The following is a 25,706-nucleotide window of genomic DNA, read 5'->3' on the forward strand; positions in this document are numbered from 1 at the left end:
GATGCGCAGAACCGCTACACTGGAGGGTTGTACACCATTTCCGCAGCCATCCTGGCTGCATTCAGGAGCAGTCCCCATTGAGCGGCATCAAGCCTGTGAAGCGCGCCCTCCTCAGCGTCACCGATAAGACCAGCCTGGTCGATTTTGCCCAGCATCTCGCCTCCGCCGGCGTCGAGCTGGTTTCGACCGGCGGCACCGCCCGTACCCTGCGCGAGGCAGGCCTTAAGGTTCTGGATATCTCCGAGCTCACCGGCTTCCCCGAGATGCTCGATGGCCGCGTAAAAACCTTGCACCCCAAGGTCCACGGCGGCATTCTGCACATCCGCGGCAATGCCGAGCATCGCGCCGCGGTCGAGGCCCATGCCATCCAGCCCATCGACATGGTGGTGGTGAACCTCTACGCCTTCGAGAAGACGGCTGCGAACCCCGAGGCGTCCTTTGCCCACCTGATCGAGAACATCGACATCGGCGGCCCCTCGATGGTGCGCTCGGCGGCCAAAAACTTCGAGGACGTCGCCATCGTGACCGCGGCCGCAGACTACCCGGCGCTGGCCGAGGAGCTGAAGTCGACCGGCGGCCTCTCGCGCGAGACCCGCTGGAAGCTGGCCAAGGCGGCCTTTGCCGTGACCGCAGCCTACGACACCGCCATCGCCAACGCTCTCGAGCGCATAGACTCGGCCGAACAGCCGGATGTCGCCCCACACTTCACCGATGCCGAGTTCCCCAAGGCGCTGCGCGTCAACTATCCGCTGCAGATGAGCCTGCGCTACGGCGAGAACCCGCACCAGAAGGCCGCTCTCTACTCCGACGGCACGGGCACCGGCGTCGCCGGCTGCACTCAGCTCCAGGGCAAGGAGCTGAGTTACAACAACCTGGTCGATCTCGACGCCTGCTGGGAGCTGGTTCAGGAGTTCGACAAGCCCGGCGTGGCCATCATCAAGCACACCAACCCCTGCGGCGCGGCCACCGGCGCGACCATCCTCGAGGCCTACCAGAGCGCCCTCGCCGCTGACCCGATTTCCGCCTTCGGCGGCGTAATCGGCATCAACCGCGAAGTGGACGAGGCCGCAGCCGAGGAGATCGCGAAGCTCTTCGTCGAAGCCATCGCCGCTCCGTCCTTCTCCGAAGGTGCGAAGGCCCGCTTTGCCGCCAAGAAGAACCTGCGCCTGGTCGAGGTTCGGCCGTCCACGACAGCCCGCGTGGTCAAGCAGGTTTCCGGCGGTCTTCTGCTGCAGGATGCCGACCGCGGCCACGTCACTGCGGATGAACTGAAGGTCGTCACCGCTCGCAAGCCCACCGAGGACGAGCTCGAAGCACTGCTCTTCGCCTGGCGCGTCTGCAAGCACGTCAAGTCAAACGCGATTGTCTATGCCAAAAACGGTCAGCTGCTGGCCGCCGGAGCCGGGCAGACCAGCCGCGTCGACGCTGCGAAGTTCGGCGCCATGAAGGCCGTGCTGCCGCTCAAGGGCTGCGTCGCCGCCTCGGATGCCTTCTTCCCCTTCCCCGACGGGCTCGAAGTCGTGGTCGCCTCTGGCGCCACGGCGGTCATCCAGCCCGGAGGCTCAGTCAAGGACGCGGACGTCATCGCGGCGGCCGACAAGCTGGGCATCGCCATGGTCTTCACCGGCATGCGCCACTTCCGCCACTAGGCACTGGCCGTGCCGGGCATTTCGCCTTCGGCACCCGCTCCCTTTGGTCGCGCTCCGGCGGGAGTACCTGAGTCCCGGCCGGGTGCCCCACCCATGACATGTTTTGCCGTCATGGGTGGGTCTCACCCAGATATCCCAGGAAAGAACCGGACAAACCATCTCCGCCGGGCGCAGGCCGTGGCCCTCGCAACCCCTGCCCTGGCAGGGGTTTGTCGTCTACACCCTCCCCCTATCCCTTACCCTCTTCTCCAGCGCCGAACCCGGAGCGGGTTACAATCGTCTTATTGTTGGAAGCATGCCTGGGTCGCTGGACCGGGTGACCGGAAACCGACCGACCACAGACACGTCCCAAACGTAAAAAGGACACGATCTGCACGCGTCGCACGTCTTATTGAATCGGTCGGCCGTCATATCTCCGACACAGGAAATTCCAACCACCATGACCAGCAAGCCGCAGCCGCGCCGACTCTCTCTCTGCCATATCGCCACCCTCACGCTCGCGGCTTTTGTTTCGAGCAGCGGGGCCTTTGCACAAACCGGGACCCAGACCGTTCCCGCAGTGCCGCAGAAGACTGCCGCACCTGACGCCGCACAGCAGCCCGATCGCGCCGCCGCCTATTACCACTACATGCTGGCGCATGAATATGAAGAGCTGGCCATGACCACCGGCCGTTCCGAATACGCCACACGCGCGGGCGAAGAGTACAAGCTGGCTCTGAACAACGATCCGACGTCGAAGTTCCTCAACAACGGCCTCGCCGAGCTCTATTACCGCACCGGCCGTATCCGCGACGCCATCTCGGCCGCGCAGGAGCAGATCAAGAAGGACCCGAAGAACCTCGACGCCCACAAGCTGCTCGGCAACATCTATCTGCGCACGCTCAGCGACGGCCAGCAGAACAGCGCTTCCGACGAGATTCTCAAGCTCGCCATCGACGAATACAACACCATCGTCCAGCTCGAGCCCAATTCCATCGAAGACCACCTGCTGCTTGGCCAGCTCTACTCCTTTGCGCATGACTCGGTCCACGCCGAGCAGCAGTTCGATGCCGCGCAGAAGATCGATCCCGGTTCCGAGGATACGGCGCTCAATCTCGCCCGCCTCTATACCGAGCAGGGCGATACCAAGCGCGCCATCACCATCCTGAACCAGGTTCCGCCAGACGCCCGCACCGGGAAGACCGAATTTCTGCTCGGCGCGACCTACGAGCACATCAAGGACGACAAGAACGCAATCGCAGCCTACCAGCGGGCGGTCGACCTCGATCCCGATAACCTCGATGCGGAACGCGCCCTGGCCAAGCTGCTGCTGGCCAACAACCAGCTCGACCCGGCACTGAAGGCCTTTCAGGATATCGCCGCCGGCGATCCCAGCGATCCCGAGGCATTTCTGCGTATTTCCGAGATCCAGCGCCGTGAGGGTCACTACGAAGACGCACTCGCCTCGCTCAAAAAAGCCAAGGCCCTGGCCTCCGATTCGATTGAGATCTCCTTCCAGGAAGGGCTCCTCAACGACGCGCTCGGCCGCTATGACGAGGCCACGAAGATCTTCGAGAAGCTGGCCTCCGACTCCGAACACTCTACCGGCCAATACTCCGAGCCCGAGAAGAACAACCACGCTCTCTTCCTCGAACGGCTGGCCATCGTCTACGGAGAAGCAAACCAGACCGACAAGGCCGCGGCCACCTGGCAGAAGCTCGCCGAGCTGGGCACGCCCTTTGCCGACCAGGCGTATGAGTCCGAAGTCGATGCCTACCGCGATGCCCACGAGTATGACAAGGCCACGCAGGTAGCGCGCGACGCCCTCGCCAAGGATCCCTCAAACCGTGCCCGCAAGCTGATGCTTGCCGGCCAGCTTGCCGATAACTATCACGCCGAGGAAGGCATCGACCTGGCGAAGTCGATGCTCTCGAAGCAACCGAGCGACCTCGAGGTTTACCGCGCCCTGGCGACCATGTACACGCGGCTGCGCAGGTGGAAGGACGCGGCCCAGGCCATCGACGATGCCGAGCAGCTCTCCACCAAGCCTGACGACAAGCTCTACATCCATTTCCTGCGCGGCGTGCTCTACGAACGGCAGAAGGAGTTCGTCCCGGCCGAAGCCGAGTTCCGCCAGGTGCTGGTCATCGACCCCAAGAACTCGATGACTCTCAACTACCTCGGCTACATGCTCGCCGACCACGACATGAAGCTCGACGAAGCGCTGGCCATGATCCAGAAGGCCGTTGAGCTCGATCCGCAGAACTATGCGTATCTCGATTCGCTTGGTTGGGCCAACTTCAAGCTCGGCAAGTACACCCAGGCTGAAGAGCAGCTCCGCAAGGCGGTCGAGCGCAACTCCACCGATCCCACCGTGCATGACCATCTCGGCGAGCTCTACGAGAAGACCGGACGTCTGAAGCTGGCGGCCTCGCAGTGGGAGGAGTCGCTGAGCGAGTACGCACACACCCTGCCCGCAGATACCGATCCCGGTGACGTAAGCAAGGTGCAGAAGCGGCTCGACAATGCCCGTGTCCGCCTGGCCAGGGAAGGCTCTGCGCCGGTAGAGACCACGGCCAAGCCGTAATGACATCCCGGATGCCGTCCCTCCGATGACAGACGATATCCATCGCTTACCTGCTGCCTGCGCGGTCTCCAATGAGGGACCGCTCAGCGAGCGGCAGCATCTCGAACCTCCTCATTCGTATCGGCCCGCATTTGACCGCGACCGCGCGCGCATCATTCATGCCCGTGCCTTCCGCCGCCTCGCCGGCAAGACGCAGGTCTTTACGCACCGCTCTTCCGATCACTTCCGCAGCCGGCTGACCCACACTATGGAGGTCGCGCAGATCGCGCGCACCGTTGCCGCCACTCTGGGGCTCAATGAGCCTCTGGCGGAGTCGCTGGCGCTGGTCCACGACATCGGGCATCCGCCTTTCGGCCATACCGGCGAGCACGCCCTCGACAAGGCATTGCGTCCCTACGGCCTGCGCTTCGACCACAATCTCCACGCGCTGCGCATCGTCGAGTATTTCGAGACAAGCTATGCCGGCTTTCGCGGGCTCAACCTGACGCTCGGCGTGCGCGAGGGCATTATCAAACATTCCCGCGACTACTCAGCCGTCGAACACCCCGAGCTTGCGGAGTATTTCCTCGATCTGCGGCCGCCGCTCGAGGCTCAGCTCATCGACGTGGTGGACGAGATTGCGTATTTGACCGCGGATCTCGACGACGGCATCGAAGCCGGCATTCTCTCGCTCGAGGAAGCAGCCTCCCGGGTCACACTTTTCCGCCAGTTCTGGGAGCCGATGCTGGCGAAGTATCCTGATGCGCGGGACAAGCTGGTCTTCAACGAGGCGCTCAAGCGCATGCTCAATGCGCTGGTCGGTGACCTGATCGCGGAAACCGCCCGCCGTGTCGAATCCGCCGGCGCGCTCTCGCTCGACGCCATCCGCCATCATCCCGAACGGCTGGCCGCACTCTCACCCGAAATGGAAGCCCTGCGCGTCGAAGCCAAGGCCTTTCTTTCCGAGCGGCTTTACCGCTCGCCGGAGCTGGCCGAGGGCCGGTCTGAAGCCGAGAAGGTGGTCGCCACACTCTTTCAGGCCTGGGTCGAGGAACCTTCGCGAATGCCTGCCGGCCAGCTGCCGGACGTTGAAACCGAAGGCGCGCCGCGTGCCGTCGCCGACTACATCGCCGGCATGACCGATCTTTATATCCTCGGCCGCTACGAGGAGTTCCTGGATTCGGAACGGTAAATCCCTACCCGCCTGTTGTTTTGTCCCAAACTGCAGATTCCTCCACTGCGCGAGACGAAAAAACCGTCTCGCTTCGGTTGGAATGACAACGTGGGGGGAGGACAAGTCCTCCATTCTGCACACAGCCGGAGCGGAACCAACGGGAGCGGAAGCCGAAGGCGGTTCGCCCTGCGCGCAGCAGTCCACTTGCTGGCTGGGCGGAAGCTCCGTACCATAAGTAGAAGCGTCCACCGCTGCGTCTTCGCCGGAGTAACGGCCCGTTCGAACGCATGCAAACCATATGGACGGACACATCTGGAAGGCAATACGTTGAGCACAACTGACACTGTCGAAAACACTCCGAACGCCGCCGAGCCCACCGCAGAGGCGCATGACCACGCGCACCACGACCATGACCATGACCACGCGCATCACGATCATGCGCATCAGCATGGCCCGGCCCTGAATCCCGAAGTCACCCGCGAGGTGGAAGTCGAGATTCCCGCCGACGAAGTCTCGAAGGCCTTCCGCACCGTCATCAAGCGCTACCAGAAGCAGGCGCGCATCCCCGGCTTCCGCGCCGGCAAGGTGCCCGAGACGCTGATCAAGAGCCGCTTCAACGACGGTATCCGCCAGGACGTGGTCGAGGCCGTGCTGCCCGCGCATTTCCGCAGCGCGATCGACGCCCAGGGCATCCAGCCCGTCTCCCAGCCGCAGGTCACCGACCTGGAGCTCGAGGACGGCAAGCCGCTCAAGTTCAAGGCCGTCTTCGAAGTTCTGCCCGAGATCCACATCGACGGCTATCAGGATGTGAAGGTGGAGAAGTCCGTCTCCGAGCTAACCGATGAGGAGTTCAACGCCGAGCTCAACCGCGTCATCGATTCGCGCTCGACTCTCGAGCCGGTCGAAGAAGAGCGTGAGATCGTCGACGGCGACTTTGCCGTAATCAGCTTCAAGGGCCAGATCCAGGGCGAAGAGCCTGCTGCCGGTGAGCAGCCCCTCGAAGGCACCGACGTGCCGGTCGAAGTGGGCGGCGAGAATACCCTGGCAGCCTTCAACGACGCCCTCCGCGGCTCGAAGCCCGGCCAGGAACTGAAGCTCGAAGTGGCCTACCCGGCCGAGTTCGGCGATCGCCGCCTCGCAGGCAAGACCGTCTCCTACGAAGTCGAGGTGAAGGCCATCAAGAAGAAGATCTCCCCCGAGCTGAACGACGACTTCGCCAAGGAGCTCGGCGACTACGAGGGCATCGAAGACTTCAAGGCCAAGCTGCGCGAGCACCTGGCCAACGACAAGGATCGCCGCGCCAAGGCCGAGACCCGCGACAAGCTGGCCGAAGCCCTGATCGCGAAGTTTACCTTCCCGGTTCCCGAGTCGCTGGTGCAGAACCAGGTGGATGCACGCCTCGACCGCGGCCTGCGCGCCCTGGCGCAGCAGGGCATGAACCCCGAGGACATGCGCAAGCTGGACTTCGCACGCCTGCGCGAGGCGCAGCGCGACTCGGCCGTGAACGAAGTGAAGGCCACGCTGATCTTCGACAAGATCGCTCAGACCGAGAATGTCGAAGTCTCCGACGAAGAGCTTGAAAACGAGCTCCAGCTCATCTCGCTGCAGACTCGCGAACCCCTGGAAACGCTCCGTGAACGTTTGACGAACGATGGGGCGCTGGCTAGAATTCGTGAACAACTACGCAGGGAAAAGACAGGAAATCTGCTCTACGAGCGGCTCGCTTAAGTGTAGATTTCTGGCCTGCGGAGAGCGCGATCTCCGCAGGCTGTAACGTCACCTGATCGCGGAAGGATTGAGAGTAAGGCAGGATATGGCACTCGTACCCATGGTCATCGAGCAGACGAGTCGCGGCGAACGCGCCTACGACATTTATTCCCGTCTGCTTCGCGATAACATCATCTTCCTCGGCACGCCCATCGACGACCAGATCGCCAACCTCGTGATCGCCCAGATGCTTTTCCTCTCGGGTGAAGATCCGGAAAAAGATATCCAGCTTTACATCAACTCCCCGGGCGGCTCCATCACCGCGGGCCTCGCTATCTATGACACGATGCAATACATCAAGAACAACGTGGTGACCTTCTGCATCGGTCAGGCTGCCAGCATGGGCGCATTCCTGCTCATGGCCGGCACTCCGGGCAAGCGTTTTGCGCTGCCCAACTCGCGTATCCTCATTCATCAGCCGTCCATGGGCGGGCTCTCCGGCCAGGCCACGGACATCGACATTCACGCGCGCGAAATCCTGCGCATTCGTGAAATCACCAACACTCTGATGTCGAAGCACACGGGCCAGTCGCTCGAGCGTATCGAACGCGACGTGGAACGCGATTTCATCATGAACGCCCCCCAGGCCAAGGAATACGGCATTATCGATGAAATCATCGATCGGCCGCGAACCTAGCCCTTTTCGGGCAAGTTGAAGGAGCAGAAGCATGAAAACGCGCACCGGTTCGGACGATACTCTCCGTTGTTCGTTCTGCCATAAATCGCAGGACGCTGTCGCAAAGCTGATTTCTTCGCCCAGCGATTATCCGCGTGCGTATATCTGCGATGAGTGCGTCGCGGTCTGTAACTCCATCCTGGAGGACGACCGCGGCGAGGCTCCCGCAGGTGCAGCACCGGCGCATCTTCCCAAGCCGCTGGAAGTCAAGGCTTTCCTCGACGAGTACGTCATCGGCCAGGATACGACCAAGAAGAAGCTCGCCGTCGCTGTCTATAACCATTACAAGCGCATCCAGATGAACCGGACGCGCGGCAACGACGTGGAACTGTCGAAGTCGAACATCCTGCTCGTGGGCCCCACCGGCAGCGGCAAGACGCTGCTGGCGCACACGCTGGCGAAGATGCTCGATGTTCCCTTTGCCATCGTCGACGCCACCACGCTCACCGAAGCCGGCTACGTCGGCGAAGATGTCGAGAACATCATTCTCAAGCTGCTCCAGGCCGCTGACGGCGACGTCGCGCGCGCCCAGACCGGCATCATCTACATCGACGAGATCGACAAGATCGGCCGCAAGGACGAGAACCCCTCGATCACCCGCGATGTTTCCGGTGAAGGCGTGCAGCAGGCGCTGCTCAAGATTCTCGAAGGGACGGTCGCCAATGTGCCTCCGCAGGGCGGACGCAAACATCCGCACCAGGAGTTCACGCCGGTAGACACCACCAACATCCTCTTTATCTGTGGCGGCGCATTTGTCGGACTCGAGCGTGTGGTCGGACGCCGCGTCGGCAAGAAGGCCCTCGGCTTCAAGGCGATTGCAGAGAAGGACGCCTCCGGCGAGACTTCGGTTCGCACCCAGCGCGATGCCGAATTGCTCCGCCAGGCAGAACCTCAGGACCTGATCCGCTTCGGCCTCATCCCGGAGTTCGTCGGACGCCTGCCGGTGCTCGGCATTCTCGACGAGCTGGATGAGGAGGCGCTGGTGGAAATCCTCACCAAGCCGCGCAATGCCATCCTGAAGCAGTACCAGCGCCTCTTCGAGTATGAGGGCGTGAAGGTGCTCTTCACCGAAGACGCCTCCAGGGCCATCGCCCAGGAAGCACTCGCCCGCAAGGTGGGCGCACGCGGTCTGCGCATGATCCTCGAAGAGCTGATGCTGGACCTGATGTATCACCTGCCCAGCAACAAGAAGATCAAGGACCTGGAGATTACCGCGGAAATGGTCAAGAACCGCGATCTCTCTGTCTCATTGCTTGAAAAAGCTGGCTAGTGCACTGATTCGAGCCACGAGTTAACGGGAAGGCGAGCTGTCCAGCTCGCCTTCCTTTTTATTTCCTCTACTTTCACTGCACAAAATCCAGTGCAAAGGGATCACCGAAGTTCACACGTCGCGAGACGGAATGCGTTAAAGTTCATCTAACAAGGAACGAAAGAAAGGGATCCTGTGACTCAGCCCAAAGAACCCCGCGATAAAAAGGACCCGATCGGCAGCCGAAACGAGAACGAACTGCGCAAGCTGCCCATGATGCCCATCCGAGACATGGTCATCTTCCCGCACATGATGACGCCGTTCGTCGTCGGCCGTGAATCGAGCGTGCGGGCCCTTGAAGAAGCACTCAACGGCGACCGCAAGATCTTCCTCGCCACGCAGCACGATGCACGGGTAGACGAGCCACGCGCCGAGGATATTTATCCCATTGGCACCATCGGCAACATCGTGCAAAGCGTGAAGATGCCGGACGGCAACATCAAGGTGCTGGTCGAAGGCCTGGAGCGTGCCCGCGCCGTCGAGATGAACGACGCCGACGGTTTCTTCGTCGCCACGCTGCAGACCGGCGCCACCGAGCTGGAGAACACGCCGGAAGTCGAGCAGTTGGTGCAGCGCGTCGTCTCCCTGTTCGAACAGTACGTCAAGCTGCAGCAGTCTCTGAACTACGAGACGATGATCGCTGCCGTGCGCACCGATGAGCCGATGAAGGTTGCGGATACCATCGCCGCCAACCTGCAGCTTGAGATTCCTGAAAAGCAGGCGATCCTCGATGTCTTCGATCCCTCCGAACGCCTCGCCGCTGTAGCCGCGGTGCTCGAGCTCGAGATTGAAAAGCTCAACATGGACCGCAACATCCAGTCGCGCGTGAAGCGGCAGATGGAGAAGGCGCAGAAAGAGTACTACCTCAACGAAAAGATCAAGGCCATCCAGAAGGAGCTGGGCCGCGGCGAGAAGAGCGAGTTCGACGATCTGAAGAAAAAGATCGAGTCCGCCGGCATGCCCAAGGATGTCTTCGAGAAGGCCATCCAAGAGCTGAAGAAGCTCGAAGCCATGCCGCCGATGTCGGCTGAGTCGACCGTTTCGCGCAACTATCTCGACTGGCTGCTGGCCGTACCGTGGAAGAAGAAGTCGAAAGAGACGCGCAGCATCGATCATGCCGAGAAGGTGCTCAACGCCGATCACTATGGCCTGGAAAAGATCAAGGAGCGCATCCTCGAGTTCCTCGCCGTGCGTCAGCTGGTGAAGAACCCCAAGGGCTCCATTCTCTGCTTCGTCGGACCTCCGGGCGTCGGCAAGACCTCGCTCGGCATGTCGATCGCCAAGGCTACCGGCCGCAAGTTCGTGCGCATGTCGCTCGGCGGCGTGCGTGACGAGGCCGAGATTCGCGGCCATCGCCGCACCTACATCGGTGCGCTGCCCGGCCAGATCATCCAGTCGATGAAGAAAGCCGGCACCAAAAACCCGGTTTTCCTGCTCGACGAAGTCGACAAGATGGCCTCGGACTTCCGCGGCGATCCGGCCTCGGCGCTGCTCGAAGTGCTCGATCCGGAGCAGAACACCTCGTTCCAGGATCACTATCTCGACGTGGAATACGATCTCTCGCAGGTGCTTTTCGTCGCCACGGCGAACGTGATGCACACCATCCCCGGCCCGCTGCAGGACCGCATGGAGATTCTGCGGCTGCATGGCTATACCGAGGTGGAGAAGCTCGAAATCGCCAAGCAGTACCTGCTCAAAAAGCAGCGCGAGAACACCGGCCTCAGCGAGAAGAACATCACCTTCACGGAAGATGCGCTGACCGAGATCATCCGGAGCTATACGCGCGAAGCCGGCGTGCGCAATCTCGAACGCGAAATCGGCAACGTCTGCCGCAAAGTTGCGCGCCGCGTGGTCAAGTCCGGCGCAAAGTACAAGGAAACCATCACCGGCGAGAACGTGAAGGACTTCCTCGGCGTGCCGCGTTTCCGCGACTCCGCCGTGCACGAGAAGAACGAGATTGGCCTGGTCAATGGCCTGGCCTGGACCGAGGTCGGCGGCAGCATCCTGCAGACCGAGGTACAGATTCTCGACGGCAAGGGCAAGCTCACCACCACCGGCCAGCTCGGTGACGTGATGACGGAGTCGGCGCAGGCCGCGCTCTCCTACATCCGCAGCCGCGCCCACCATCTCGGCCTGCCCAAGGACTTTTACCGCAACATCGACATCCACATCCACGTGCCCGAGGGCGCGGTGCCCAAGGATGGCCCCTCGGCCGGCGTCACGCTGGCTACGGCGCTGGCCTCGGCGCTCACCCGCATCCCCGTCCGTCGCGACGTCGCCATGACCGGCGAGGTCACGCTGCGCGGCAAGGTGCTGCCCATCGGCGGATTGAAGGAGAAGCTGCTGGCCGCGCACCGCGCCGGCATCTTCGAGGCGATCCTGCCGGAAGAGAATCGCAAGGACCTGGCCGATCTTCCCGAGAACCTGAGGTCGGCAATGAAGCTGAACTTCGTGGACTCGATGGATGAGGTCCTCAAACTCGCGCTGGCTTCACCTCTGCCGGAGATCAAGGAGGATACGCCGGAAGTGCTGGCCACTGTCCCTCCGCCGCCGGCCACCGAGCGCCGTCCGCATCAGTAACCGTCACTGCGACAAAAGCAGAGAGGGCGTCCGCAATTCGGACGCCCTCTCTTTTGTTACACCTTCAGTTACAAAACCGACAGCGCCTGCTCGAGATCGCCCAGAATATCGTCCACATCTTCGATACCCACCGAGATACGCACCAATCCATCGGTAATGCCGAGATTTGCCCGCGCCTCGGCGCCGATCGCCGCGTGCGTCATCGTCGCCGGATGCGAAATCAGCGTCTCGACACCACCCAGCGACTCACCGAGCGTGCAGACCTTTACCCGCTTCAGCACTGCGTTTGCCTGCTCCAGGCCGCCGGTCTGGAATGCGATGAGCGCGCCGAAGCCGGACATCTGCCGCGCTGCAAGGTCATGCTGCGGATGTGTGGCGAGGCCGGGGTAGTAGACCTTCGCCACCTTCGGATGCGCGGCGAGAAATTCGGCCACGCGGCGGCCATTCGCATCGTGCTGCTTCATGCGCACGGCCAGTGTCTTGATGCCGCGCAGCACCATCCAGCACTCGAAGGGAGACAAAATCCCGCCGGTGCACTTCTGCACGAAGGCGAAGGCTTCCTTGTGCTCGGGCTTCGTGCCTACCAGGACGCCGCCCAGTCCATCGCTATGGCCGTTGAGGAACTTGGTCGTCGAGTGCATCACGATATCCGCGCCCAGCTCGATCGGCCGCTGAAAGTAGGGCGACATGAAGGTGTTATCGACAGCCAGCTCGACGCCTCGCTCGTGGCACACATCGGCGACGGCGCGAATATCGGTCAGCGTCATCAGCGGATTCGTCGGCGTCTCGATATGCACCAGCTTCGTCTCCGGCCGGATGGCCGCGCGCACCTTCTCCAGATCGGAGGTATCGACGTAACTGAACTCGATGCCGTAGCGGGTGATGACCTGATTGAAGAGCCGCGGCGTGCCGCCATAGACGTTTTCACCACAGATGACGTGGTCACCGGATTTCAGCAGCGTCACCATGGCGGTGATCGCCGCCATGCCGCTGGCAAAGACATGCGCGCTGGCGCCGCCTTCGAGCGAGGCCAGGTTTGCCTCGAGCGCATCGCGCGTGGGATTCGAGACACGCGAATACTCGTAGCCCTTATGTTTACCGATCTCCTCCTGCGCATACGTGGAGGTGAGATAAATCGGCACATTTACTGCGCCAGTCAACGGATCGGCTGCCTGCCCATCGTGAATCGCGCGTGTCGCAAAACCGTGCTTCGTTTCCGTCATGCCATTCCTTATCATGTGAAATACTTCTGCATTTGCCAGGATAAGCCGTCGTCTTCAGCCTTCATCCAGCGCGTGCTCATCGAGAATCTTCTTTGAAAGATAGCGCTCGGCCGAATCCGGGACGATCGTCGCCACGCGCTTCCCTGCTCCCAGCCGCTGGGCAATCTGCAAGGCCGCATAGACATTCGCGCCGGAGCTCGATCCTCCGAGGATTCCCTCTTCGGCCGCCATTCGCCGCACCATGCCGAAGGCCTCCGGATCATGCACCATCACGATCTCATCCGTCACCGCGGCATCGAAGGTCTCGGGGATAAACGAGGCGCCAATCCCTTCCACCTTGTGCGGTCCGCGCTCACCACCGCCCAGCACCGAGCCCTGCGTCTCGACAGCTACGGTCAGGATCTTCGGGTTCTGCTCTTTCAGATAACGCGCCACGCCGCTGAAGGTGCCTCCCGTGCCGACACCCGCAATCCAGGCGTCGATGCGTCCTTCCATCTGCTTCCACAGTTCCATGGCCGTCGTGTCGTGGTGATACTGCGGGTTCGCCCGGTTCTCAAACTGCAATGCCGGAAACGCGCCCTCGCGCTCTGCCAACTCCCGCGCGCGGCGGATTGCCCCGGCCATCCCCTCGGCCTCCGGTGTGCGCACCACGGTCGCACCGAAGCCGCGCATCAGGATGCACTTCTCCTCGGCGAAGCCTTCGGGCACAAACAGCACCACGCGATAGCCGCGCTGCACGCCGATCAGCGCCAGCCCCACGCCGGTATTCCCGGCCGTCGCTTCCACAATCGTCGCGCCGGGGCTGAGCCGCCCATCCCGCTCTGCCGCGAGGATCATTCCCAGCGCGGCCCTATCCTTCACGCTCCCACCAGGATTGAAGACCTCCAGCTTCACGCAGACCTCCGCCCAATCCGGACGGCACAACCTGCCGAGCCTCACCATCGGGGTGTGCCCAACCAGATCCAAGACGCTCTCCGCAATCTGCAATTCGCTCATCCTCCTGAGGCCCGAACATGGCGCCTGTCTCTGTCACCAAGATGCATAGAGCCAAAACAACATAGTCTAGCCGCTGACTCACTGTTTGTCGCTGTCGCCCCTGTGTTATTTCCGGACAGTGGCAGGCTGAAAAAGCAACTTCAGCGCTAACGTCATCCATCTATAGATAAGAGATAGGAAGAGTTCCTGCCCCTGGACGTTACATTTTCCTTTTATGGCATGAAACTTCCTAAGGTAAACTTTAGTCACTCGATCGGGCCTGTGGTCTGCTCGGATTGAGCAGCCGCTCCATCTTGTCTGAGCGATAGGATGGAGACTCCAGTCTCTATCGAGCATCCGTTCCAGACCTATTTGTGCCTCTAGCGCCACCCAATCCGTCACCGGGGAAAACCCGTGCCATCCCGCTGCTGCTTCTTGCAGCTCTTGGAACGTGCTTCTGCATCGGCACGGCCGGCTGGCTGCACTATGCTGCCGCGGCCCGGCTCAACCAGTCCCGCGACTGGGTCGAGCACTCGCAGAACGTACTCTTCACTCTGCAGTCGCTCGGGCAACGGGTCGATCGCATCGAAGCGGCGCTGCGCATCTACCGGCTCAATCCCTCGACAGCGGAACTCCGGCTCGCCTCCTCCAACCAGGTCTCCTTCAACACCGATGTTCTGCACCTGCGCTCCCTGGTGCAGGACAACCCTCGGCAGTCGGCACAGCTGGCCTCACTCTCCACCTGCTCCAGTTCGCTCGGCCAGCTGATCGGCAATGCCGACCAGGACATGCACCTGCTCATCCCGGACGTCCAGCAGTGCCGTGAGGTGCTGGCCACGCTCGTCGAAGTAGAACGCGAGATGCTCGAGAACCGGACCGAGACCACGCGCAGAGGCGCCGCCCACAGTCTTGAGCTCAGCGTGGTTGTGACCTCGCTCTCGATTGCCGTCGTTCTCACCCTCTTCGGCTTTCTTCTCCGCGATACCATTCGCCGCCGCCGCGATGAGTTTCAGCTTTACGAGGCCAACGAAAAGCTGGCTTCCACTATCCGTGCTCTCGAGCGGCAGATGCGGGAATCGTCGCTGGTCACCAGCTTCCGCGATGAGCTGCAGCTCTGCGTCAAGCCGCTCCAGACCCAGCAATGCGCGGCCCGATACTTCGAGCAGCTGATGCCCGGCACCTCGGGAAGCATTCACATCATCAATAACTCGCGCCACGTAGCCGAATCCACGGCCTCCTGGGGCTCTTCTACCGCCGCGTTAGAGAGCTTTCCTCTCGATGCCTGCTGCGGCCTGCGCTCCGGCCGCCCGCGCTGGCGCCGGCCGGCCCGCTCCGAGGTGCACTGCAGCCATTTCAACGGCACGCCGCCCGAGTGCTATCTCTGCCTGCCGCTCGCCGCCTATGGAGACACACTCGGCAGCCTCTATATCGAGTGCTCTTCCACCGGCATCGCCGCCATGGTCGATGCGAAGATGAGCCGCCTGCAGGAGCTGGTCGAGCTGACCTCCATCTCCATTGCCGGCCTGAATCTTCGTAGCCGCCTCGAACACCAATCGATCCGCGACAGCCTCACCGGCCTCTTCAACCGCCACTTCATGGAGATCGCGCTCGACCGCGAGATCGGCCGCGCCCTGCGGCAACAGAAGTCCGTTGCCATCCTCATGCTGGATCTCGACCACTTCAAGCAATTCAACGACACCTACGGCCACGAAGCGGGCGACGTCGTGCTCAGGGAGATCGCCTCCGCCCTGCGCGATTCGGTGCGCAGCGAAGACATTCTCTGCCGCTATGGCGGGGAAGAGCTGGTCGCCATCATGCCCGAGCTGAGCCTCGAAGCCGCGATGGACCGCGCCGAGTTTCTGCGCGACGTTGTCAGCAACATCCACATCCGCAATCGCGGCGAGATTCTGCGCGATGTCAGCATGTCTGTCGGCGTGGCGATCTATCCCCAGCATGGAGAGCGGGCCGAAGACGTGATGCGCGCCGCCGACCGCGCACTCTACGAAGCCAAGCACCGGGGCCGCAACCGGGTGATCGCAGCCGAAGCCCTTCTGCTCTCGTAAGCAAACATAGCAACATTCAGAAATGGTGCGCCTGCCGGGCCGCCATATCCTTGCGTTCTTCTAGTCTTTGCGATACCAGAAAAAATAGGAAACTCCCAGCAGCACCCCTGCGCCAACCGCCCAACCCCAGGCCTCCGGGCCGTCCCCGACCGCGAGGTGAGCGATGATCGCGGAAACAAGCGTGATGGCGAAGCCGGCATACGCCCACTCCTTCATGCGCGCCGGCACCGCAGGAATCAGAAGCGCAAGAACGCCCACAAGTTTGGCCCACGACAACTCGATACGGAAATAGCTGGGAAAGCCAAGATGAGCGAAGGCCGCGGCGACCTGGGGAAGCTTCAGCTGCGCATAGGCGGTGAAGGTCATGTGCAACGCGAAGAGTGCCGTGGCGACCCAGAAGCCTACGGCACGTCCCTTCGGCGACACTACTGGAGACCTCCGGCGAGCACCTGCTCCAGCTGGCCCAGGAACCTCTGCCATCCATACTGCGCACCCTGGAAGGCCGCTTCCTGATCCGGTCGGAAGCCCGACTGTTCCATGCGCAGGCGTGTCCCACCCTCTTCCGGGGTCAGAGTAAAGAGAACCACACTCTGGAGCCCCATCGAGTTCCACGTATAGGAGAGCCGATGCTGAGGCTCAATGGCCAGCACCTCGCAATCGATGACACCATTCCAATTCTGAACCGGTTCGGCACGGAACTGAAACAGCTGCCCGACCGATGGGCTGAAATCATTCTTCAGGAGCCACTGTGCCAGCAAAGATGGGTCGGTGAGCGCGCGCCACAGCTTTTCAGGCGGATGCGGGAAGACTCGTTCCACAAAAACGGTACGGGGTGCTTCTATCGGATTGCTCATGGTTCCATCCTTTCCAGTACTTCTTCAAGCCGGTCGAACCGTTCGCGCCAGAAGGCGCTGTAGAGGCGCAGCCAATCTGCCATAGGTGCCAGCGCATCGGGCTGTGCACGATAATGCGTCTCACGGCCATCGCGACGATGACCTACCAGCCTTGCCCGCTTGAGCACATTCAGGTGCTTGGAGACAGCAGGCTGCGAGACACCCGCAAAACGAGTGAGCGCGTGAACCGATTGCCCTCCTTGCCGCGTGAGCTCTTCGAAGATCGCTCTTCGGGTGGGATCGGAGAGTGCGCGGAACACCAGATTGGCAGTAGCTTGCGTCACGGACAAACCATAACCATATGGTTATGGTTTGTCAACGGGCACTGGCGCCGAAACTTTCCTGGCAGCAAAGTGCGAAGTGCAGCTCGCTAGTGTGTATCTCCAGAGAGTGGCCTTGGAAATAAACACTTACCACTGCCTTGTCTTCCCGGCCGGAGCATTCGTTCTTAACTTTGTCATTCCGACCGGAGCGAAGCGAAGTGGAGGAACCTGCAGTCTTATCTATCCCCGCAACATCCCAGCTCGCGACCAACGGGAGCGGAGGCGCGAAGCGCAAAAGGCCTGGACGGCCAGTCCCGCCCTGCGCGCAGCAGAACCGCAGGTTTCTCCACTCCGCAGGACGATGAAACTGTCCTGCTCCGGTCGAAAGGACAGATCTCTGCTTGAGCGATCTATAGGTGGATACTCCCCGGCAAACGAATCTGCTTCAGTGGTTATTCGCTGGAGCCGCAGGCTTCGCCGCCGTCTGGCCGGCCTTGGGATAGTAGCCACTGCGGGTGCGCACAATCAGCCTGCCATGCCCCTGTGCATGCGCGTCCACGCGGATCGTGCGATAGGCTCCGCCGCCTTCATCCGGCGGCCGCGTCGAGTGATAGCCGATGGTGTATTGATTGCGGATATCCCGCGCCACCTCGGCAGCGATTGAGTCCACCTCGCTCAGCGAATGTGGAAAGAAAGCCAGACCGCCGGTATCGTCGGAGAGCAGCTGGAGCGCGCGCTTGGCCCGCCTCGATTCCCGTCCGCTGCTGTCGTCTCCAAAGAGCAGGCCGATCGAATAGACGATTGGCCCCTGGAGCTGCTGCACGCGGCGGATGGTCTGCTCGAGGGTCAGGCTCGAGGCGTTGTCCTCGCCGTCGGTGATGACCAGCAGCACCTGCTTCGGCCGTTTCGCCGCTTTGGCCATCTGGTCGGCAGAGGCTACCACCGCGTCATAGAGCGCGGTTCCACCCTTGGAGTCGATGTGTGAGAGCCCCTCGCGGAGCTTGCCCAGGTCGGAGGTGAAGTCCTGGTCGATAAACGCCTCGTCGGAGAAGTTCACGACAAAGGCCTCGTCTTCCGGATTCGACGCCTTCACCAGGTCGAGGGCCGCCGCATTGACCGCTGCACGCTTGTCGCGCATCGACCCCGAGTTATCGACCAGGATGCCCATCGATACCGGAATGTCCTGATACTGAAACGAAGCGATGGTCTGCGGCGCGTTGTCTTCCCAGATTTTGAAGTCGTCCTTCTTCAGATCCGTAACCAGACGCTTGTTCTCATCCACCACCGTCGCGTTGAGCACCACTTCGTCCACGGTACGGGTCAGGGTGTACCCGTGGTTGCCCTTCACCACATCCTGTGGCTGCTGTCGCGCCGCGCCAGGATGATCCGGACTAACGCCGAGATTGTCCATGGCATCGGGAGAGGTGACCGGGTCGCGGTCTTCATTCAATGGCTGCTGAGACTCCGGCCGCAGCACGGGGCGGGATGGCGCAGGCGCAGTGGATGCAGGGACCGTCTGCTGGCCTTGCGCTGCTGCCTGGGCATGACCGGCAAGCGGAGTGAGGAGAAGCAGAAGAAGCAGGGTGGGAACAATCCGATTACTGCAAGGGCGCATAGTATCCATTACGGGCATGAACCGTGAGTGGAGGCAGCCCTGAAGGTGGCACCAGCCTCACCTTCACTTTACGCCACTTGCCATCCCGTTTTGCGTTGCTCGGCCGGTATCCCAGCACATACTCGTGCCGCAGCTCGGAGCTGATCTTCTCCGCCACATCTCCCATCTCGGAGATGTCATCGACACGGAACAACCGCCCGCCCGTCTCATTGCTGATGTCGTTCAGCAGCATCGGCCCGAGCCGCTCTTCGGTGGTAGACGCATAGGGATCGAAGATGCCGATCGAGTAGATCTGCACGCCGCTCTCACGAATCACCGAGCGCACTTCGCCTTCGGTATAGCGGCTGCGGTTATCGCCTCCGTCGGAGACTACGAGCAGCGCCTTGCGTTCGTATTTCGCCTGCTTCATTTTGACCATGCCGAAATAGATGGCATCGAGCAGGGCGGTGCGATGACCCGCCTTGACCATGCTGAGCCGCGCCTCGATCTCATCGGTCGACTGCGTAAAATCCTCGATCAGCTCCGGCCGGTCATTGAATCCGACGACAAAAAACTCATCCTGCGGGTTCGATGTCTTCATGAATTGCAAGATCGAGTCCCGCGCGCGAAGAACCTTGTTTGCCATGCTCCCGCTCAGATCGAAGATGACGCCGATCGAGACCGGCACATCGTCCGACGAAAAGCTTTTGAGCGTCTCCGGGTGATTGTCCTCATACAAGGAGAAGTTCTCCTTCTCGAGCCCCGTCACCAGCCGATCCATGGGATCGGTCACCGTGAGCGGCACCAGCACCAGGTTCACATCCACGCGAATCCGCTCACCGGAACGGGCCTTCAGAGCGGCGTTGCCCTCGACCGGCGCCGGCTCCTTGGAAGGCTGAGTCACAGGCGGAGGCGCTTCAACGTGCACAGTGCCCAGGGGATTCTCCTGCGCAAAGGAGAACATGCTGCCGGCGAACAACAGACCCGCCATCCCCACTCCACGCAGCCTGCTCGCGCGTAGCAGGGATGTCGGAATCGGCCGAAAAAGAAGAGGCCTGAGACGGAGAAATGCAGAAGTCAGGATACACGCCATAAAAGAGCCGCCCGCACCTCGTGAACCCGCTTCCACTGCCTCCCATCCTCAGGGCTCAAACAAGGTTGTGCAGCATCCTAGCACGCCGGCGCAACACGTCTGCCTGCCGCTTTCGTCGCGTCCAACCCCGCTGTCCCTTCCCAGGAACCTTCCCACAGCCGAACCGGGTTTGGCACTGATTTACAATCGACCAGAATGCTCCGGGCTCCCGCGCCGGTCGTTGTCTGCCTGCCGCCCGTTGATTTCAGCCAGGCTTCCCGCCTCTTTCAGGAGCTCGTCTCTTACCGCATGGCCCGCATCTATCCCTTTCGAGCCCTTCGCTACAACTCCTCCCAGGTCCGCCTTGCCGATGTTGTCACCCAGCCCTACGACAAGATCAGCCCGGCACTGCAGCAGGCCTATTACCAGCGCAGCCCTTATAACCTGGTGCGCATCATCCTCGGCCTGCCGGAGCTCTTCGATCAGCCGGGCGACGCCGCGTCTGACATTTATGCCCGCGCCGCCGGAGATTTCGCATCCTGGCGCAGGAATGGCATCCTGGCCCAGGAAAATGAGCCCTCCATCTTTGCCTATGCGCAGCGCTTCGCCGTGCCCAGCACGGCAGGAGATGGGGAACCCGAGACCCTGGTCGAACGCCGCGGTCTGATCGCACTCGGCCATCTCCACGACTACGCCGACGGCGTCGTTTTTCGCCACGAGCAGACCCTCGCCAAGCCCAAGAGCGATCGCCTCAACTTGTTGCGGACGACCCGCGCTCACTTTGGCCAGCTCTTCATGCTCTACTCCGATCCGGCCAACACGATCGAAAGCCTGATCTTCACCGATGGCGCTGCGCCGGAAATGGAAGTCACCGACGATTACGGCGTGCTGCACCGGGTGTGGCGCATCTCCGATCCGGCAGTTATCCGGCTGGTGACTGCGGAGATGGCCGACCGGAAACTCATCATCGCCGACGGACATCATCGCTACGAGACAGCGCTGGCCTATGCGCGCGAGCATGCACCGGAAACAATGGCGACGCCGCATGAGAGCTCTCCCACGGCGCTGCCGGCTCCGCCCTGGCCCGAAGCCGCTGCCATGATGACCTTCGTCAACATGGACAGCGACGGGCTGGTCATCCTGCCCACGCATCGCGTGGTGCACAGCCTTGCGCACTTCGATGCCGCCGTTTTTTTCGACCAGGCAAAGCACGCCTTCGAGCTCAAACAGCTCGATACGAACGATACTTCTGCCCTGCTTGCGCAGCTTGGCGCAGATCGGGCAGATACGACCTCGTTCCTCGCCATCACCACCGGCGGAGCGACGCTCCTTACACTCAAGCCGGAGATCTCCTCCGCCGCACTGGCCGCGCTTTCGCCCCGGCAACAGCAGCTCGATGTCGTCCGCCTGCACACGCTTGTACTGGAAGAGCTCCTCGGATTGACGCCGGAAGATATCCGCCAGCAAACGCATCTGCGCTATCTGCGCGATGCGGACGAAGCCATGGCCCAGGTCCGCACGGGGCAGGCCGATATCGCATTTCTCGTCCGCCCGATTACGCTCGAACAACTGCGGGAAGTCGCCTTCGCCGGTGAGGTCATGCCGCAGAAATCGACCGATTTCTATCCCAAACTTCTCAGCGGGCTTACGATTTATGCGCTGGATTAACGCCCGCGTAAGGAGCCGGATCGGCAGCTGCGGGAAGCCGATGCGTAGGCTGGCGCTGCCGCTTTCCCTCACGCTCGCCACCGTGACGCTGGCGCAGCAGCCGCAACAGGCCCCACAACAGATCACGGTGCAGACGGCATCTCCGGCACCGGCCGTGCCTTCGGCCCCGCCACCCACTCCCGTCAGTCCGCGCTTTGTCGTGGTACTCGATGCCGCACACGGAGGCTCCGACACCGGCGCGCGCATCAACAACACGCTGCTGGAAAAGAGCGTGACGCTGAACTTCTCCGTCTGGCTGCGCTCGGCTCTTTCAGCGCGCGGAATCGGCGTGATCACCACCCGCGAATCAGACAGCGATCTTTCCGCCCTAGCCCGCGCTGCTACCGCCAACGGCACGCAGGCAGCGGCATGCCTGCTCATCCACGCCACGCCAACGGGGAGCGGAGTACATCTCTACACCTCATCGCTGGCCCCGGCACCATCGCAGCCGGGAAAGTTTCTCCCCTGGCAGACAGCACAGGCCTCCTATGTGACGCAGAGCCTGAAGCTCTCGTCCGAGATCGACTCGGCCCTGGCGCATGCCGAGGTGCCGGTGATGATCGGCCGCACCTCGCTTGAGCCGATGGACAGCTTCGCCTGCCCTACGGTTGCGCTTGAGATCGCGCCTCTGCAGGAAGGTGCTACCACGCACTACAAAACGCTCACCGATATCAGCTATCAAAAATCGATCATCGATGCCCTGGCCGCCGCCCTTGAACAGTGGAAGAACGACTGGAGGCAGCAGCCGTGATCTCCCGCGCGCAGCGCATTCTCTTTATTTCCATGCTGGTCGCCGTGGTCATCATGGCAACCATCCTTATCCGGCTGCGCGAGCGCGCGCAGGACCGCTTCCGCTCGCTGCAGGTAGAGGTTCCCACCGTGGAACCGGTCAGCCACGCACCGGAGTCCATCGCCCTGCTCATTCCGAACGACACCGATGGCTCGCTCGTCGAAACGCGGCGCAGCATGCCGATGCCGCAGGACGAGAGCGCACGCGCCAAGGTGCTCATCGAAACGCTGCTGCACGCCTTCCGCGAGCCGCATTCCACGCACCCGATCTCTCCGCTGAACGCGCAATCGACTGGCACAGAAGACGCGCTGGCCGCGCAGGATCTCGACGAGATCTATCTCATGCCCATCCCTCAGGCCAAGGGCTCGACGCCGGTCAAAGGCCAGATGGCAGTTATCGATTTCAGCTCGGCCTTCGCCGCCGCGCATCCCTCCGGCATCGAACCGGAGACTCTGACCCTGCTTGCCGTCCTCGGAACGCTGCACGACAACCTGCCGGACATCACGCAGGTGCGCTTCCTGGTCGACGGCCGCACCAAGGACACACTGGCCGGCCACGCCGACCTCACGCGCACCTATGTGGCCTCGGATACGGCTACCAGTGTTTCCGGAGATACCGCCATCGACGTAACGAACGGAGCCGGAGCCACCACGCAATGAACATCGGCGTATTCGATTCCGGCTTCGGTGGTCTCACTGTCCTCCGCGCATTGCTCGAACAAATTCCGCAGGCCGATTACATGTATCTCGGCGATACGGCACGTCTGCCCTACGGTGCGAAGTCGCAAGCGACCGTCGCGCGATACGCCGTCTCCAGCGCAAGATTTCTAGTCGAGCAGGGCGCGGACTATCTCGTGATCGCCTGCAACACCGCCAGCGCGCTTGCGCTCGACGCCATCCGCGATGCCGTGCGTGTCCCCGTGCTCGGAGTGATCGAAACCGGCGCGAATGCAGCTCTCGCCAGCTCGAAAACCTCCGACGTGCTGGTGATGGCCACCGCGGCAACCGTCGAAAGCCATGCCTATCGCGATGCCTGCCATGAGCGCGGACTGCGCGCATGGGAAAAAGCCTGCCCGCTCCTCGTACCGCTGGTTGAAGAAGGATGGATTGACCACCCCGTAACCGAAGAGGTGTTGCGCATCTATCTCAACGAGCTGGCCGCCGAATCTGCCGCGCAACAGCTCACACCGGACACGCTGGTACTCGGCTGCACGCACTATCCGCTGCTGCGCCGCAACATCGAGCGCGCCGTACCGGCAACCATCCGCGTCATTGATTCCGCTGACGTGACCGCAGCGCAGGTAGCCGCGGCCATCCCCGCCGAAGCCCTTGCCGGTCCCAAAGGTGATCGCATCCGCCTCTTCTATGCGACGGATTCGGTAGCGAAGTTCCGCCGCCTCGGCGCGGCCTTCCTGGGACAGCCGATGGATGAGGTCACGCTGATCGACTTAGGCGGCTGAATTCTCTGCATCTGAAAGCACAGCGGACGCTCAGGCATACACTGTCGGCATGGCTCTTCGCTTCACTACCTCCTATCTTGACGACTCGATCTCGCTCTTCCGCTACTACAAGAAACTCGGCGATCAGGCGGTGGAACAGGTCTCCGACGAGCAGCTCTTCCTGGCGCTCGATGATGAGACGAACTCCATCGCCGTCATCGTCAAGCACATGGCCGGCAACATGCTCTCGCGCTGGACGGACTTCCTGACCACGGACGGCGAGAAGCCAGGCCGGAATCGCGATGGCGAGTTTGAAAATCCACCATCCACCCGGACCGAACTGCTCACCTGCTGGGAAGCAGGATGGGCCACGCTCTTTGCAGCGATAGAACCACTGACCGAAGCCGACCTCTCGCGCACCATCACCATCCGCGGCGAAGCGCACAGCGTGATGCAGGCCATCAACCGCCAGCTCGCCCACTACCCGCATCACGTCGGCCAGATCGTACTGCTCGCCCGCCACATGGCCGGAGGCAATTGGCGCTCCCTCAGCGTGCCTCGCAACCGCTCACAGGAATTCAACCGCCAGGTAGCCTCCGGAAAAGCCAGCCAGCGCTAGCTGCTCCGCGTCCGGCGATCCGCTTCGCGTGGCGCTCCCTTTGGTCGCGATTTGGGGTCTGTGGGGTGGATCGGAAAGGGGTGCCCCATCCAAGCTCCGCTTGGGTGGGACGGTACGAACCTTCGTGACGCCTTTCTGCTGCGAACCCATGTCTCAGAAGCGAGACATGGGGCACCCGGGTCGTTCTTCTTAAAAGTCTTTGCGGAACTTGGCGTTCTTGGCGTCCTGGCGCGAAAGGGATGCGCGCAGATGCACGACTCCCTCTGTGCTCTCTGTGTCCTCTGTGGTGAATCGCCTTTGTGCTTCCCCACGCAAGCCAAAATCAGGCTTGCATGGACCACCGTAAATCTCAGCTCGCGACCAACGGGAGCGGCGGCCGAAGGCAAAAGGCCCGCACGGTCAGTGCCGCGACCAACGGAAGCGGAGGCCGAAGGCGTAAGGCCGGGACGGCAGTCCCCGAAGGCGATCCGGCCTGCGCGCAGCAGCCGGGACGGCCAGTCCCGGCGAGCACTTGATATCCTGATTGGGTCTGGAGGAAACACCCCACCTATGTTGAACCTGCAAGGAAAAGTCGCGGTCATCTTCGGCCTCGCCAATAAGCGCTCCATCGCCTGGGGCATCGCCCAGAAGCTGCACGAGGCCGGTGCCACGCTCGCCATCGGTTACCAGAATGAGCGCCTCAAAGCCGAGGCCCATCAGCTCATCACCGAGCTGCCCGGCTCCGATGCCTTCCAGTGCGATGTCGTCAACGACGCGGAGATCGAGCAGACCTTCGCGCTGCTCAAGGAAAAGTACGGGAAGGTCGATATCCTGGTCCATTCCGTCGCCTACGCCATGGCCGACGATCTCAAGAACGACTTCTCGCTCACCAGCCGTGAAGGCTTCCGCACCGCGCTCGAGGTCAGCGCCTACTCGCTGATCGCGCTCAGCCGCGCCGCGGCCCCGCTGATGCCCGAAGGCGGCAGCATCCTGACGCTCACCTATTATGGTGCGGAGAAGGTCGTGCCCAACTACAACGTGATGGGCGTAGCCAAGGCCGCGCTCGAGGCCAGCGTCCGCTACCTGGCTGCCGATCTCGGCAGGAAGCAGATCCGCGTCAACGCCATCTCCGCCGGCCCCATCAAGACGCTGGCAGCACGTGGCATCGGCGGCCTGAGCGACATGCTCAAGGCGCACGCCGACCGCGCTCCGCTGCACCGCAACACCGACCAGCTCGAAGTCGGGGGTACCGCTGCCTTCCTGGCCTCGGACCTGGCCAGCGGCATCACCGGAGAAGTCATCTACGTCGACTCCGGCTACAGCATCATGGGGTTCTAGAGCGGAATCTGGGTAACCGTACCCTCCCCATATGGGTACATGTGTCCTTTTC

21 protein-coding genes are annotated in these 25,706 nt (G+C 62.0%); 14 read left to right on the forward strand and 7 right to left on the reverse strand.

Features of this window, described 5'->3' with window-relative positions; all coding sequences use genetic code 11:
- Positions 1-77: 77 nt before the first annotated feature.
- From purH to lon, 7 genes are all read left to right on the forward strand, one after another.
- Positions 78-1,649 carry a bifunctional phosphoribosylaminoimidazolecarboxamide formyltransferase/IMP cyclohydrolase gene (gene purH / locus ESZ00_RS03165; protein ID WP_229740923.1) on the forward strand — a complete coding sequence of 524 codons (1,572 nt, stop codon included), beginning with the start codon at positions 78-80 and terminating at the stop codon, positions 1,647-1,649.
- Between the two features lie 439 nt (positions 1,650-2,088).
- A complete protein-coding gene (locus ESZ00_RS03170) occupies positions 2,089-4,215 on the forward strand; it encodes a tetratricopeptide repeat protein (RefSeq protein ID WP_129206731.1) in 2,127 nt (708 codons plus the stop codon).
- Positions 4,216-4,240: 25 nt separating this feature from the next.
- A complete protein-coding gene (gene dgt, locus ESZ00_RS03175) occupies positions 4,241-5,386 on the forward strand; it encodes a dGTP triphosphohydrolase (RefSeq protein WP_129206732.1) in 1,146 nt (381 codons plus the stop codon).
- Positions 5,387-5,695: 309 nt separating this feature from the next.
- On the forward strand, positions 5,696-7,096 hold the full coding sequence (gene tig, locus ESZ00_RS03180) for a trigger factor (protein ID WP_129206733.1): 1,401 nt from the start codon (positions 5,696-5,698) through the stop codon (positions 7,094-7,096).
- A gap of 85 nt (positions 7,097-7,181) precedes the next feature.
- Positions 7,182-7,772, forward strand: coding sequence for an ATP-dependent Clp endopeptidase proteolytic subunit ClpP (gene clpP / locus ESZ00_RS03185; RefSeq protein WP_129206734.1), 591 nt, complete (start codon positions 7,182-7,184; stop codon positions 7,770-7,772).
- Positions 7,773-7,803: 31 nt separating this feature from the next.
- Positions 7,804-9,081, forward strand: a complete 1,278-nt coding sequence (gene clpX, locus ESZ00_RS03190) for an ATP-dependent Clp protease ATP-binding subunit ClpX (RefSeq protein ID WP_129206735.1) — start codon at positions 7,804-7,806, stop codon at positions 9,079-9,081.
- 174 nt (positions 9,082-9,255) lie between these two features.
- Complete coding sequence (gene lon / locus ESZ00_RS03195; RefSeq protein ID WP_129206736.1) at positions 9,256-11,700, forward strand: endopeptidase La; 2,445 nt, start codon at positions 9,256-9,258, stop codon at positions 11,698-11,700.
- Positions 11,701-11,768: 68 nt separating this feature from the next.
- On the opposite strand, the gene ESZ00_RS03200 is transcribed toward lon, so the two are convergent.
- Together ESZ00_RS03200 and cysK are read right to left on the reverse strand one after the other, a co-directional pair.
- Positions 11,769-12,923 carry a trans-sulfuration enzyme family protein gene (locus ESZ00_RS03200; RefSeq protein ID WP_129206737.1) on the reverse strand — a complete coding sequence of 385 codons (1,155 nt, stop codon included), beginning with the start codon at positions 12,921-12,923 and terminating at the stop codon, positions 11,769-11,771.
- Positions 12,924-12,977: 54 nt separating this feature from the next.
- Complete coding sequence (gene cysK, locus ESZ00_RS03205; protein WP_129206738.1) at positions 12,978-13,919, reverse strand: cysteine synthase A; 942 nt, start codon at positions 13,917-13,919, stop codon at positions 12,978-12,980.
- Between the two features lie 353 nt (positions 13,920-14,272).
- Here cysK and ESZ00_RS03210 point away from each other — a divergent pair, with 353 nt between their 5' ends.
- Positions 14,273-15,961, forward strand: coding sequence for a diguanylate cyclase (locus ESZ00_RS03210; protein WP_129206739.1), 1,689 nt, complete (start codon positions 14,273-14,275; stop codon positions 15,959-15,961).
- A gap of 60 nt (positions 15,962-16,021) precedes the next feature.
- Here ESZ00_RS03210 and ESZ00_RS03215 read toward each other — a convergent pair whose 3' ends face one another.
- The 5 genes from ESZ00_RS03215 to ESZ00_RS03235 form a co-directional block, all read right to left on the reverse strand.
- Positions 16,022-16,387 carry a DoxX family protein gene (locus ESZ00_RS03215; protein ID WP_229740924.1) on the reverse strand — a complete coding sequence of 122 codons (366 nt, stop codon included), beginning with the start codon at positions 16,385-16,387 and terminating at the stop codon, positions 16,022-16,024.
- Positions 16,387-16,815, reverse strand: a complete 429-nt coding sequence (locus ESZ00_RS03220; protein ID WP_129206741.1) for an SRPBCC family protein — start codon at positions 16,813-16,815, stop codon at positions 16,387-16,389. Before ESZ00_RS03220 ends, ESZ00_RS03215 begins: the two co-directional genes overlap by 1 nt.
- Entirely contained in the window at positions 16,812-17,138 is a 327-nt protein-coding gene (locus ESZ00_RS03225) for an ArsR/SmtB family transcription factor (RefSeq protein ID WP_129206742.1), read from the reverse strand. Before ESZ00_RS03225 ends, ESZ00_RS03220 begins: the two co-directional genes overlap by 4 nt.
- A 424-nt stretch (positions 17,139-17,562) precedes the next feature.
- Positions 17,563-18,732, reverse strand: coding sequence for a VWA domain-containing protein (locus tag ESZ00_RS03230; protein WP_129206743.1), 1,170 nt, complete (start codon positions 18,730-18,732; stop codon positions 17,563-17,565).
- The gene (locus ESZ00_RS03235; protein ID WP_129206744.1) at positions 18,716-19,702 is read right to left on the reverse strand and encodes a VWA domain-containing protein; all 987 of its coding nucleotides are present in this window, start codon (positions 19,700-19,702) and stop codon (positions 18,716-18,718) included. The genes ESZ00_RS03230 and ESZ00_RS03235 overlap by 17 nt, the downstream gene beginning before the upstream one ends.
- Before the next feature lie 390 nt (positions 19,703-20,092).
- Here ESZ00_RS03235 and ESZ00_RS03240 point away from each other — a divergent pair, with 390 nt between their 5' ends.
- From ESZ00_RS03240 to ESZ00_RS03265, 6 genes are all read left to right on the forward strand, one after another.
- Positions 20,093-21,451 (forward strand): DUF1015 domain-containing protein, encoded by a 1,359-nt coding sequence (locus ESZ00_RS03240; protein WP_129206745.1) that lies wholly within the window; start codon positions 20,093-20,095, stop codon positions 21,449-21,451.
- A 40-nt stretch (positions 21,452-21,491) separates the two neighbouring features.
- Positions 21,492-22,241 carry an N-acetylmuramoyl-L-alanine amidase family protein gene (locus ESZ00_RS03245; protein WP_164981327.1) on the forward strand — a complete coding sequence of 250 codons (750 nt, stop codon included), beginning with the start codon at positions 21,492-21,494 and terminating at the stop codon, positions 22,239-22,241.
- The gene (locus ESZ00_RS03250; RefSeq protein WP_129206747.1) at positions 22,238-22,939 is read left to right on the forward strand and encodes a GerMN domain-containing protein; all 702 of its coding nucleotides are present in this window, start codon (positions 22,238-22,240) and stop codon (positions 22,937-22,939) included. Before ESZ00_RS03245 ends, ESZ00_RS03250 begins: the two co-directional genes overlap by 4 nt.
- Positions 22,936-23,739 (forward strand): glutamate racemase, encoded by an 804-nt coding sequence (gene murI, locus ESZ00_RS03255; RefSeq protein ID WP_129206748.1) that lies wholly within the window; start codon positions 22,936-22,938, stop codon positions 23,737-23,739. Before ESZ00_RS03250 ends, murI begins: the two co-directional genes overlap by 4 nt.
- A gap of 49 nt (positions 23,740-23,788) precedes the next feature.
- Entirely contained in the window at positions 23,789-24,337 is a 549-nt protein-coding gene (locus ESZ00_RS03260; protein ID WP_129206749.1) for a DUF1572 domain-containing protein, read from the forward strand.
- Positions 24,338-24,886: 549 nt separating this feature from the next.
- The gene (locus ESZ00_RS03265; protein ID WP_129206750.1) at positions 24,887-25,654 is read left to right on the forward strand and encodes an enoyl-ACP reductase FabI; all 768 of its coding nucleotides are present in this window, start codon (positions 24,887-24,889) and stop codon (positions 25,652-25,654) included.
- Positions 25,655-25,706: the final 52 nt, after the last annotated feature.

Source organism: Silvibacterium dinghuense (assembly GCF_004123295.1).
GTDB lineage: Bacteria > Acidobacteriota > Terriglobia > Terriglobales > Acidobacteriaceae > Silvibacterium > Silvibacterium dinghuense.

Excerpts from the sequence above, each read along its gene's own strand:
- ESZ00_RS03260 (WP_129206749.1), top strand. The coding sequence starts at position 23,789 with ATGGCTCTTCGCTTCACTACCTCCTATCTTGACGACTCGATCTCGCTC.
- ESZ00_RS03240 (WP_129206745.1), top strand. The coding sequence starts at position 20,093 with ATGGCCCGCATCTATCCCTTTCGAGCCCTTCGCTACAACTCCTCCCAG.
- ESZ00_RS03220 (WP_129206741.1), bottom strand. The coding sequence starts at position 16,815 with ATGAGCAATCCGATAGAAGCACCCCGTACCGTTTTTGTGGAACGAGTC.
- ESZ00_RS03200 (WP_129206737.1), bottom strand. The coding sequence starts at position 12,923 with ATGACGGAAACGAAGCACGGTTTTGCGACACGCGCGATTCACGATGGG.
- ESZ00_RS03235 (WP_129206744.1), bottom strand. The coding sequence starts at position 19,702 with ATGGCGGGTCTGTTGTTCGCCGGCAGCATGTTCTCCTTTGCGCAGGAG.
- dgt (WP_129206732.1), top strand. The coding sequence starts at position 4,241 with ATGACAGACGATATCCATCGCTTACCTGCTGCCTGCGCGGTCTCCAAT.
- ESZ00_RS03230 (WP_129206743.1), bottom strand. The coding sequence starts at position 18,732 with ATGCGCCCTTGCAGTAATCGGATTGTTCCCACCCTGCTTCTTCTGCTT.
- murI (WP_129206748.1), top strand. The coding sequence starts at position 22,936 with ATGAACATCGGCGTATTCGATTCCGGCTTCGGTGGTCTCACTGTCCTC.
- clpX (WP_129206735.1), top strand. The coding sequence starts at position 7,804 with ATGAAAACGCGCACCGGTTCGGACGATACTCTCCGTTGTTCGTTCTGC.
- clpP (WP_129206734.1), top strand. The coding sequence starts at position 7,182 with ATGGCACTCGTACCCATGGTCATCGAGCAGACGAGTCGCGGCGAACGC.
- ESZ00_RS03170 (WP_129206731.1), top strand. The coding sequence starts at position 2,089 with ATGACCAGCAAGCCGCAGCCGCGCCGACTCTCTCTCTGCCATATCGCC.
- ESZ00_RS03265 (WP_129206750.1), top strand. The coding sequence starts at position 24,887 with ATGTTGAACCTGCAAGGAAAAGTCGCGGTCATCTTCGGCCTCGCCAAT.
- cysK (WP_129206738.1), bottom strand. The coding sequence starts at position 13,919 with ATGAGCGAATTGCAGATTGCGGAGAGCGTCTTGGATCTGGTTGGGCAC.
- ESZ00_RS03245 (WP_164981327.1), top strand. The coding sequence starts at position 21,492 with ATGCGTAGGCTGGCGCTGCCGCTTTCCCTCACGCTCGCCACCGTGACG.